We start from the raw sequence: 206 nt of genomic DNA, 5'->3' as shown, positions 1-206 counted from the left end.
CGAATACTAATAGATCGAGGACTTAACCATATAATATGAAGCAATGTTATCTAGTTTTGAAAGAATATAAAAAACTTATTGACTTTAAAAGTTGAATAAGTTAAAATGATTCTTGTCTTAAATGAATATAGTCTGGTAATGATGGCAGAGAGGTCACACCCGTTCCCATACCGAACACGGAAGTTAAGCTCTCTAGCGCCGATGGT

At 34.5% G+C, this 206-nt stretch carries 1 rRNA gene; it reads left to right on the top strand.

The features are described 5' to 3' along the window. Positions 1-131 precede the first annotated feature (131 nt). Positions 132-206, top strand: a 5S ribosomal RNA gene (rrf, locus tag JDS92_RS30650); the annotation flags it as partial.

Origin of the sequence: Bacillus cereus group sp. N12 (assembly GCF_016483575.1) — a bacterium.
Classification (GTDB): domain Bacteria; phylum Bacillota; class Bacilli; order Bacillales; family Bacillaceae_G; genus Bacillus_A; species Bacillus_A toyonensis.
This window is presented reverse-complemented; position numbering and strand designations above follow the sequence as displayed.